Source organism: uncultured Senegalimassilia sp. (assembly GCF_934632265.1).
Classification (GTDB): Bacteria; Actinomycetota; Coriobacteriia; order Coriobacteriales; family Eggerthellaceae; genus Senegalimassilia.
In genome coordinates, this window is sequence record NZ_CAKTYH010000012.1 from 20,946 (window position 1) to 30,000 (window position 9,055).

The window sequence follows — 9,055 nt, forward strand, 5'->3', positions numbered from 1 at the left end:
GGTCGATTGCGGGGTTTGGCGAGTGGCGGATGCGGGAGCGGCAGGGTCTGATCGTGCGGCGGACATGGAAGCGCCAAGAAGCGCTTCGGGCTTTGGGGAGCGCTCGACATCGGTTCTTTCTGCACAATGTCGACATACACGTGAAGGCTTTGCGAAGCGTGCGCGGCGGTTCCATGCAAATGCTCGGCGGATTAAGCCCTGGATGATGCAGAACACTTATCGAAAAAGCGGAAAAACAACCAGTGAACAGGCATTATCCGCTTATCGAGAAATCAGTTCCCAAGTGATGTTGGTTTAGTGCCATTTAAACGGCCACGTTAGAATTAAAGGAAAGAACGAAACGAAGCAATGATGGGAATGCCCGTGGACAAGCCGCTTACATATCTGGACAACGCCGCAACGACGCCTCCTTATCCTGAGGTGCTTGCGCGCATGCACGAAGTGATGATGGACGGCTGGGGCAATCCCTCATCTCCGCACGTGGTGGGACGCCGCGCAAAAGAGATGCTCGAGGAGAGTCGCGCGGTTATCGCCGGTGTGCTTGGCGTGGATGCTGACGAGATTTACTTCACGTCCGGCTCGACGGAGTCGAACAACCTGGCCATACGCGGGGCGTGCTTGGCTCAGCGCGAGAACCCGGGCAAGATCATCACCTCTACGTTGGAGCACTCTTCGGTGACCCGCACCGTTCGCGGCATGCGTCGCGACCATGATTGGGATTGCCGCTACGTCGATGCGCTCGACGGAGGCTTCGACATGGAGCAGCTGGCAGAGCATCTGCAAGATGGTCCCACCTCGCTTATCTCGGTGATGCGCGTACAGAACGAGACGGGCTGGATTTTCCCCATCCCCGAAATCGCGCAGTTGCGCGATGAGCTGGCACCGGGCGTGCCGCTTCACTGCGATGCCACGCAGGCGTTCTGCAAGATGCCGGTGAATCCGCGCGAATGGGGCGTGCAGCTGCTCACGGCTGGCGCGCACAAGATCGGCGGGCCGCGCGGCATCGGCATCCTGTACGTGCAGCGCGGGCTTCCCATGCACACCACCGCGTTCGGCGGCAACCAGGAGCGCGGTTTGCGCTCGGGCACCGAGCCGGTGTTCCTTGCCGTGGGCATGGCCGAAGCCGTGCGCATCACGGCGGCGCATATGGAAACGGATATGGAATACGCTGCAAGCCTTCGCGAGCGCGCCATCGAGGGTTTGAAACGCGAAATCCCCGATGTGGTGGTGCATGCACCGGAAGGCGGAAGCCCTTACATTTTGAGCGTTAGCGTGCCGGGCCTGCCTAACGCCGTGTCGGTGAAGTACTTGTCCGGACGTCGCGTGTGCGTGTCGCGCGCGTCGGCGTGCGAGGAGAACCACACCACCGTCGCGCCTGGCACGTGGCGTCCGAAGCATCCGCTGTCGCTGCAGGCGGCGGGCATCCCTCTTCGCGAGGGCAAGGAGACGCTGCGCGTGAGCTTCTTCCATCGCAATACTCCGGAAGATGTCGATCGCTTCGTCGCCGTGCTGGCGCAATGCGCGCGAGAGATGCGCGAGTCGTAAGAATATGGAATTGCATGGGGGCGCCGAAGAGGGGCTGGCGCTGCGGTTGTGTGCGCTGACCAGCGAGTTCTATCGAGCAAACGCGGAGTCGTTTTCGCAGACGCGGCAGGCGCCATGGCAGGGCTGGGTGCGCTTGCTCGAGGTCATGGGCTTGGCGGATGGGAAGGGCCCGTTGCGTGTGCTCGATCTGGCGTGTGGCAATCTGCGTTTCGAGCGGTATTTGGCGGATGCCTTACCTGACAGGATGCTGTTGGGTTATGCGGTGGATAACTGCGATCCGCTGGTGGAAGCGGGGGAGCGAAGCGAGTTCGATGCGCTGCCCCGCATGGTTTTCCAGAATCTTGACGCGATCGAGCGGCTTTCCGGTGGCAGCCTTCGGGAAGCGCTTGAGGTGCCGGATGCGTCGTGCGACTTGGCGGTATCGTTCGGGTTCATGCATCATGTGCCGTTGGAGCGCTGGCGCGGGGAGCTGTTGCGCGCACTTATCGCGAAGGTGCGCCCGGGCGGGTTCGTGGCTGTGAGCTTCTGGCGGTTCTTGAACAGCGAGAAGCTGGCGCGCAAGGCGCAGGAGACCACGGGCCGTGCGCTCGTTGAGCTGGGGCTTCCCGAGCTGCCTCAGAACGATTACCTGCTGGGTTGGCAGGACACGCAGGGGCTGTACCGCTATTGCCATCATTTCGACGAGCCGGAAATCGAGCGGCTGTTGGCGGCGGTGGCGGATTCGGCGGAGCTTCTAAGCCGCTTCGAGGCAGATGGCAAGACGGGCAACTTGAACGAGTACGTGGTTTTGCGCGTAAAGTAAGGGGCGGCCGCCATGCGAATCGTTCGCAGGCAACCGCCCTTTCTCGTTTCGGTATTCGCGCCGCTCGGCAAGATCGCGCTCTGCCAGCTTGCGAGTTGCTGTTTGCAAAGCATCTGCCGCACATGCGATTCGCGTTCTACGGCGATTCTCTCATGCGCGCAATCTGGGTTTGCGGGAAATCAACCTACGCAAGCAGCTTCTTGCCTGCGCCGGAGATCACTGCCGATCGTGCGACCAGGTACGTGGACACCAGGTAGATCGCATACACCGCAACCACCAGCGCGATGCCGATGGCAAGCGTGCCGGAAACCGCTCCCGTGCCCCAAAGCGACAGCAGGTTCTCGTACAGGAGGCTGATCGCGCATGCGGAATGGCATCCTGCAACCAGAAGCGGAGCCACGAAGTAGATGCCGATCTGCGTGCGCAGGCTTCGCAGCACCATGCCCCTGTCGCATCCCAGCTGGGCTAACAAGCGGTAACGAGGAATGCTGTCCGCCACCTCGGAGAGCTGCTGGACGGAAAGAACCGCCGCGGTGGTCATAAGGAAGATGAATCCAACGTAAAGCGCCAGGTAAACCAGGAGAAGTTTAAGTCCCATGCTGTCGGCGATAATGCCCTCGCTCGTGTCGTAATAGGACACCGGCCATGCGCGGGAATCGTAGGTCCAGCCCATCTCGGCAAGCTCTTCGCTCGGGGGAACGGCCTTGCCGTATTCGGCCAGCAGATCCTTCATGGCCTGCTCTTTCGAGTCGCCAGCCAGGTTGACGTTCAACTCGCTCAGGTACGGCAAATCACCTGCAGCGAACCTTTCCGCTGCCAGCTCATCGGGAACCACCAGTACGGCGATAAGGCAACTCATGTTGCTTACCTGAAGCGATTGCGAAACCACCTGCCCGGATGCCGTCAACTCATGGCCATCGACAGTGATGGTACGACCTTTCCGACCAAGAGCCTTCGCGTAGTCGGTCGACTTGTCGACCGTGTTATCGACCAAGTACTCGTTTTCGCCAAGCTCGATCGGCTTTTCGCCTGCAAGTTGACGCGCGGCGTTGAGCTGCGACAACGGCACATACTGCACGCCCTCGTCGGCCATAGCGGAGTTCTCGTCAGAGCCAACCTGTTCAAGGGTAAAACCACAGGCATCGATAAGCTGCCTATTCGTCAAATCGTTTGCAAGCCACGTGTCCACCTGAGCCGAGCCGGTCACGCGCTCGTCCCAATCGGGGATGAGCGACTTGAGATACGCTGCGGTGGAGCCGTCGTTCGCCTGCCATAGGTTGTGAATCTCGTTGCGTTGGGCCTCGACCTCTTGGATTGCGGCCGCCTTCTCCTCTTCTCCGCCATACTGGTCGGCCGGCACCGCTTCCATGTCGGAGATGTCAAGCGCCATCAGGCTCGCGCGGATCGACGCGTCGAACTGGGTGTTCTCTTCCAGTTGATCGGAGAACAGCGACGCCAGGCTAAAGCCCGTGGAGAACACAACGATGCTAAAGAATAGAAGAATGGTAACCGCCCACAGCGACACGAACGCAGTGTTCACCTTCGCGGCGATTTGGCGCATGGTGAACATGGCCAATCCCTTGAAATACACGCCGCGCAGACGCTGGATCAGCAGGATGAAGAACCCCGATGCCGACCAGAACAGGCCCAGCGTGCCGACGAGCATCAGCGCGGTTGCGGTGCGGAAGTGCTCGCCGAAGTACACGAGGCCGTCGAGGTTGAGCTCGGCATACGCCTTCGCCAGAATCAGGCACGACAGCACGAAGACAACGAGGCAGACGATGGGGTTGCGCACGGGCATGCGCTCGTTGCGGGAGTTAGCCGAAAGCAGCGTGGCAAGCTTGCAGCGCGAAATCTGCACGGCGTTGAACAGGGCGACTACAACGAAGATGAGCGCGAAGCACCCCAGCGTCAGCTCGGCGGAGCGGGCGCTGAACAGCAGATGATAGTCGCTGATGGCCACGCCGATGAGGCCAGCCGTGGCGAAGGCGATCGCTTGCGAGATCAAAAAGCCCAGCCCAAGGCCCGCCAGCAGTGCGATCACGCCGACGATCAGCGTTTCCATCAGCACCACCGAAGAGACTTGGCGCGGGCTCATGCCCAAAAGCAGGTACGTGCCGAATTCCTTTTTGCGCGCCCGAACAACGAATCGGTTGGCGTACAGGACCAAAAAGCCTAAAACCACGGCGACGACGATGCTGAAATAGGTCATGACTTGCGCGAGGATGTCGAAAATGCTCGCACCGGATGCCAGGAACACGTTCGCGGCGCCTTCCTGGGCCTCGAAGAGCACGCGCGAGTCCTCGATGGCGTTGAAGGCGTAGAACATCGCCACGCCCAAAGTCAGGGTAACGAAATACACGGCGTAGTCGCGCATGCTGCGGCGCACGTTGCGCAAGGCTAGTTTCATCAACATGATGGCCACCGCCTAGTTGCGCGGCTTGGCAGCGTGCGAGGGCGCGAATCCGACCGCGGGGGAGTCGCCCTGCTTGCCGGAAAGGAACGCCTGAACCTCAAGGATGCGCTGGTAGAAATCGGTTCGGGCGTCATCGCCGCGGCGCAGCTCGTTGAACAGCTTGCCGTCCTTGATGAACAGGATGCGATCGGCGTAGGAAGCCGCGACCGCGTCGTGCGTGACCATCATGATGGTGGCGTGCAGCTTTGCGTTCAATACCTCGAGGGTTTCAAGGAGGACGGCGGCGTTGCGCGAATCGAGCGCGCCGGTGGGCTCGTCGGCAAGGACCAGCTTCGGGTCGGCGACGATGGCGCGCGCCGCGGCCACGCGCTGGCGCTGGCCGCCCGACATCTGGCGCGGGTATTTCTGCAGGACGTCCGTTACGCCCAGCATGTTCGCGGTGCTGTCGACCTTTGTGCGGACGGCGTCGGCCTTCTCTCCTTTGATGGTAAGGGCCAGGGCGATGTTCTCGAAACCGGTCAGGGTGTCCAGCAGATTGGCGTCCTGGAAGATGAAGCCCAGGTCGTCGCGGCGGAACTTGGAGAGCTGACGGCTGCGCAGCTGCGTGATATCGAGCCCGTTTAGGATGATGTTTCCGCTGGTCACGGTGTCGATGGTGGAGATGCAGTTCAGAAGCGTGCTCTTGCCCGAGCCCGATGGGCCCATCACGCCGACGAACTCGCCTTTGCAGATATCGAACGATACGTCGTCGAGCGCGCGTGTGACGGCCTCGCGCGAGCCGTAGACTTTCCGAACATCGCGCACGGAAAGCAGGACGTTGCGGCTGTCGGGCGTGCTTGCGTTCGCGATGCCTGCCGGTGGGGTTGCGGTAACCATGGTCATGGGGATTCCTTTCTATTCGATTCGGCGTATCCCCATGATGCGGCGCCCGCGAAAACGGAGCCATCGAAGGGCCTTACCGCAACCTTACGATCCTGTAAGGTTAGCTGCCAAATCCATGCGCGTGCGGTCGAGCGGGAAGGTCAGCGCGATGGTGGTGCCCGTCCTCTCTTCTGAGGAAACGCGCAGGCCAAGGCCCATTCTTGCGCAGGCAACGGCGGCTAGGTGCAGCCCCATGCCCGTTGCCTTGTGATGCGTGCGACCCTGGCTTCCCGTGAAGCCGCGGTCGAACACGCGCGGCACGTCGGCAGCGGGGATGCCATCGCCGTCGTCGCTGATCGCCAGCTCGATGCAGCCGTCTTTCGTGCCTGCGTCCTTCACCGTGCTCTCGAATCGAATGGTCTTCGCGCCGTACTTCGCCGAGTTCTCCAGAACCTGGCCGATGATGAAGTCGGTCCATTTCGCGTCGGTGAGCACTTCGAGCGCCTCGTCGATGGCGAACTCGAGCGAGATCCCTGCGCCGATGAGCGTGCGGGACCGTTGGCGGCACGCTTTGCGCGCGAGGGCTGCAAGGTTGAGCTGCTCGATGGAGAAGTCCTCGCTCAGCGTTGCCGAGCGTGCGTAGTAAAGCGCCTGTTCAACGCGGGATTCGATGCGGTCAAGGTCGCCGCGCACCTTGTTGATTTCGGGGCCGTGAAGGTTCGATAGCGCTAACTGCGCTGATGCGATGGGCGTTTTTGCCTCGTGGACCCATAGCTCGACGTAGTTGCGGTACTCCTTCATATCGCGGGAACGGGCGGCAAGCTCGTCGGAGGCGGCTTTGCCCTGCACGGCGAGCGCGCGGTAGGCGATGGAGCCTTCGAGCGTGCGCGGTTCGTCCAGGATCGACGAGAGGTAGCGCGCGTTTTCGGGCGAGTCGCAGAACAGGTCCAGCTGCTGGTAGAACTCTCGATCGCGCAAAAACCCGGCCGCAAGCGCGGCGCTGGCGAACAGGGCTTCGCAGAGGGAAACGAGCGCGATCGCCGAAGCGTTCGAGCCGGTGACGGCCATGATGCCTGCAACGACGGTTATCAGGGCGATCGCGCCGATCGCGAACCCGGCGTGCGATCGGAGGCACGCGCCGAAGGAGTAGGCGCGTTCCGGGCGGTCGGCGCGGCCGTCGGCGGTGGGTTGCGCGGGCGTGCCGCGTGGCGGCTCGATGGGCGAGTTGGGCTCCGGGCCGCCCGCCGAGCTGAATGCCGCATCCGGCGTGGGGCTTTCCCGAATCGCGGCGCTCATCGGACCACGTAGCCCAGGCCGCGGCGGGTGGTGATGAAATCCTCGGGCACGCCTGCGGATTGCAGGCTGCGACGCAGGCGGTTCACATTCACCGTGAGCGTGTTGTCGTCGACGAACGCGTCGGTTTGCCACAGCTCATCCATCAGCTCGCTGCGCGAGATAATGGAGCCCGCGTTCTCCATAAGGATGCGCAGGATCAGCAGCTCGTTGCGCGACAGCTCGACGCTTTTGCCGCGATACGAGACCTCGGCGCGCACGGGGTCGAGCGAAACGCCGCTGTGCTCAAGACACCCGCGCGCTGGGTCGGCGGAGCCGCTGCGCGCGAGCGCGCGGTCGATGCGGGCGAGCAGCGCGGCGGGGCGATAGGGCTTGACCACGTAGTCGTCCGCGCCGACGTTCATGCTCATGACCTCGTCGAACTCGCTATCGGATGAGGTCAGCACGATGATAGGGACGTTGCTTTCCTGGCGGATGGAGCGGCAGATCTCGTGGCCGTACGCGCCGGGAAGCGAAAGGTCGAGCAGGATGCAGTCGGGGCATGCCGCCAAAGCTTCGCCCGCGGCGTTCGCGAACGACTCGCAGCAAAGGCATTCGTGCCCTTTAAGTTTGAGCATGCGCACAAGATTCTCCCGCAGGGAGGCATCGTCCTCGACAATGAACAACCGCGCCATCGGTCCCCTTCCATATCGAACGGATGAGCCGATAATAACGCAATGCCGCGGGTTGCCGGCGTTTCGTCATAAGCCTGACGCTTTGGGGACGTAGCATTATCTGTCAGGGATGCGTTTGCCTCATCGGGTGCCGTTTCCCCTTTCGCTCGCGGCATTGACCGGAACGTGGTTGGGCGCGCTGGCGGGTTAGCCTATGCTTATGCGCATCAGAGGCTTGCGAAAGCAACGATGGCGTGAAAGGAACCCCCATGGGAATGAATATCGTATGCCTGGACCTGGAAGGCGTGCTGGCACCGGAGATCTGGGTCGCGTTCGCGGAGAAGGCCGGCATCCCCGACCTGATGCGCACCACGCGCGATGAGCCCGACTACGACAAGCTCATGCAGTTCCGCCTGGACGTGCTGCGCCGTCACGGCATGGGCCTGCCGCAGATTCAGGAAGTCATCGCCGACATCCAGCCCGTGCCCGGCGCCAAGGAGTTCCTGGACGATCTGCGCGCGCAGACCCAGGTGATCATCATCAGCGACACGTTCGAGCAGTTCGCCCAGCCCATCATGGAGAAGCTCGGCTGGCCGACCATCTTCTGCAACACGCTGGAAGTTGCCGACGACGGCACCATCACCGGCTATCGCATGCGCTGCGATCAGACGAAGCTGACCACGGTCCGCGCGCTGCATTCCTGCGGCTTCGAGACCATCGCCTCGGGTGACAGCTACAACGACCTGGGCATGATCAAGGCGTCGAAGGCGGGCTTCCTGTTCCGCAGTACCGTCACCATCAAGGCGGAGCATCCGGAGATTCCCGCGTACGAGACCTTCGAGGATCTGTCTCGCGCCATCAAGGCCGCGCTGTAAGGCGGGTTTTGCGCGGAAGGGGCGCGGGCTCGCGTTCGTTTGAGGGCCGTCGCTTGGAGCGTTCGCCGTTTTTCGGCTTGCGTTTCGGCGACGGCCTTTTCTTGTTTTGCGGCTTGTGTTTCTTCGGAAGGTTAACAGGACGGAAACCTGAACCGCTGCCGTGTACAATAGGATACTGCGCAAGTATCAAAACACTAGGAGTAAGATGGGGCGGCGTGCACCGTTGCCGTGCCATATAAGCGTTGCAAGCCTGCTTAAGCAGGCGAAACGGGGGAGAAATGACGAGATTGTCCATTGCGCCCGCTTCGGCGGACGATGCCCGCATCGGCGGGTTCCTGGACCGGCAGAAGCGTCGCGTCGACGCCATGCCGCCGGGCATGTGCCCTCTGGCGCAGCAGCTGACGCTGCTCGAGGAGGGCGCGCTGCAAACGTGCGGCAAATGCGTGCCGTGCCGCGACGGCCTGCCCCAGTTGGCGGGCATGCTGCGCCATCTGGTGGATTGCAAGGCCGACGCCGCCGAGGTCGAGCGCATGCGCGCGCTGGCCGAGATGGTGCGCGACACGTCGGATTGCGCCATCGGCTACGAGTCGGCGAACGCCCTGCTCGAGGG

Annotated in this window: 8 protein-coding genes; 4 read left to right on the forward strand and 4 right to left on the reverse strand. The window is 62.2% G+C overall.

Translation table 11 applies throughout. The annotated features are described in order from the left end of the window. Positions 1-348: 348 nt before the first annotated feature. Positions 349-1,545, forward strand: coding sequence for a cysteine desulfurase family protein (locus tag Q0H50_RS02025; RefSeq protein ID WP_294418853.1), 1,197 nt, complete (start codon positions 349-351; stop codon positions 1,543-1,545). A 4-nt stretch (positions 1,546-1,549) separates the two neighbouring features. Further along, positions 1,550-2,347 carry a class I SAM-dependent methyltransferase gene (locus Q0H50_RS02030; RefSeq protein ID WP_294418855.1) on the forward strand — a complete coding sequence of 266 codons (798 nt, stop codon included), beginning with the start codon at positions 1,550-1,552 and terminating at the stop codon, positions 2,345-2,347. Positions 2,348-2,531: 184 nt separating this feature from the next. Here the strand turns inward: Q0H50_RS02030 and Q0H50_RS02035 are convergent, their stop codons facing one another. The 4 genes from Q0H50_RS02035 to Q0H50_RS02050 all read right to left on the reverse strand — a co-directional run bounded on the left by Q0H50_RS02035 (position 2,532) and on the right by Q0H50_RS02050 (position 7,591). Then, entirely contained in the window at positions 2,532-4,763 is a 2,232-nt protein-coding gene (locus tag Q0H50_RS02035) for an ABC transporter permease (RefSeq protein WP_294418856.1), read from the reverse strand. A gap of 12 nt (positions 4,764-4,775) precedes the next feature. Next, positions 4,776-5,645, reverse strand: a complete 870-nt coding sequence (locus Q0H50_RS02040; protein WP_294418858.1) for an ABC transporter ATP-binding protein — start codon at positions 5,643-5,645, stop codon at positions 4,776-4,778. A gap of 84 nt (positions 5,646-5,729) precedes the next feature. Next, on the reverse strand, positions 5,730-6,920 hold the full coding sequence (locus Q0H50_RS02045) for a sensor histidine kinase (RefSeq protein ID WP_294418861.1): 1,191 nt from the start codon (positions 6,918-6,920) through the stop codon (positions 5,730-5,732). Then, a complete protein-coding gene (locus Q0H50_RS02050; RefSeq protein WP_294418863.1) occupies positions 6,917-7,591 on the reverse strand; it encodes a response regulator transcription factor in 675 nt (224 codons plus the stop codon). The genes Q0H50_RS02045 and Q0H50_RS02050 overlap by 4 nt, the downstream gene beginning before the upstream one ends. A 248-nt stretch (positions 7,592-7,839) precedes the next feature. Between Q0H50_RS02050 and thrH the strand changes: the two genes are divergently transcribed. Both thrH and Q0H50_RS02060 read left to right on the forward strand, forming a co-directional pair. Then, positions 7,840-8,445 carry a bifunctional phosphoserine phosphatase/homoserine phosphotransferase ThrH gene (gene thrH / locus Q0H50_RS02055; protein ID WP_281624902.1) on the forward strand — a complete coding sequence of 202 codons (606 nt, stop codon included), beginning with the start codon at positions 7,840-7,842 and terminating at the stop codon, positions 8,443-8,445. Between the two features lie 278 nt (positions 8,446-8,723). Beyond that, the coding region (locus tag Q0H50_RS02060; protein WP_294418865.1) for an NADH-ubiquinone oxidoreductase-F iron-sulfur binding region domain-containing protein at positions 8,724-9,055 on the forward strand (332 nt) is incomplete at its 3' end.

Coding starts and splice junctions, on each gene's coding strand:
- Q0H50_RS02045 (WP_294418861.1), bottom strand. CDS start 6,920: ATGAGCGCCGCGATTCGGGAAAGCCCCACGCCGGATGCGGCATTCAGC.
- thrH (WP_281624902.1), top strand. CDS start 7,840: ATGGGAATGAATATCGTATGCCTGGACCTGGAAGGCGTGCTGGCACCG.
- Q0H50_RS02030 (WP_294418855.1), top strand. CDS start 1,550: ATGGAATTGCATGGGGGCGCCGAAGAGGGGCTGGCGCTGCGGTTGTGT.
- Q0H50_RS02040 (WP_294418858.1), bottom strand. CDS start 5,645: ATGACCATGGTTACCGCAACCCCACCGGCAGGCATCGCGAACGCAAGC.
- Q0H50_RS02050 (WP_294418863.1), bottom strand. CDS start 7,591: ATGGCGCGGTTGTTCATTGTCGAGGACGATGCCTCCCTGCGGGAGAAT.
- Q0H50_RS02035 (WP_294418856.1), bottom strand. CDS start 4,763: ATGTTGATGAAACTAGCCTTGCGCAACGTGCGCCGCAGCATGCGCGAC.
- Q0H50_RS02025 (WP_294418853.1), top strand. CDS start 349: ATGATGGGAATGCCCGTGGACAAGCCGCTTACATATCTGGACAACGCC.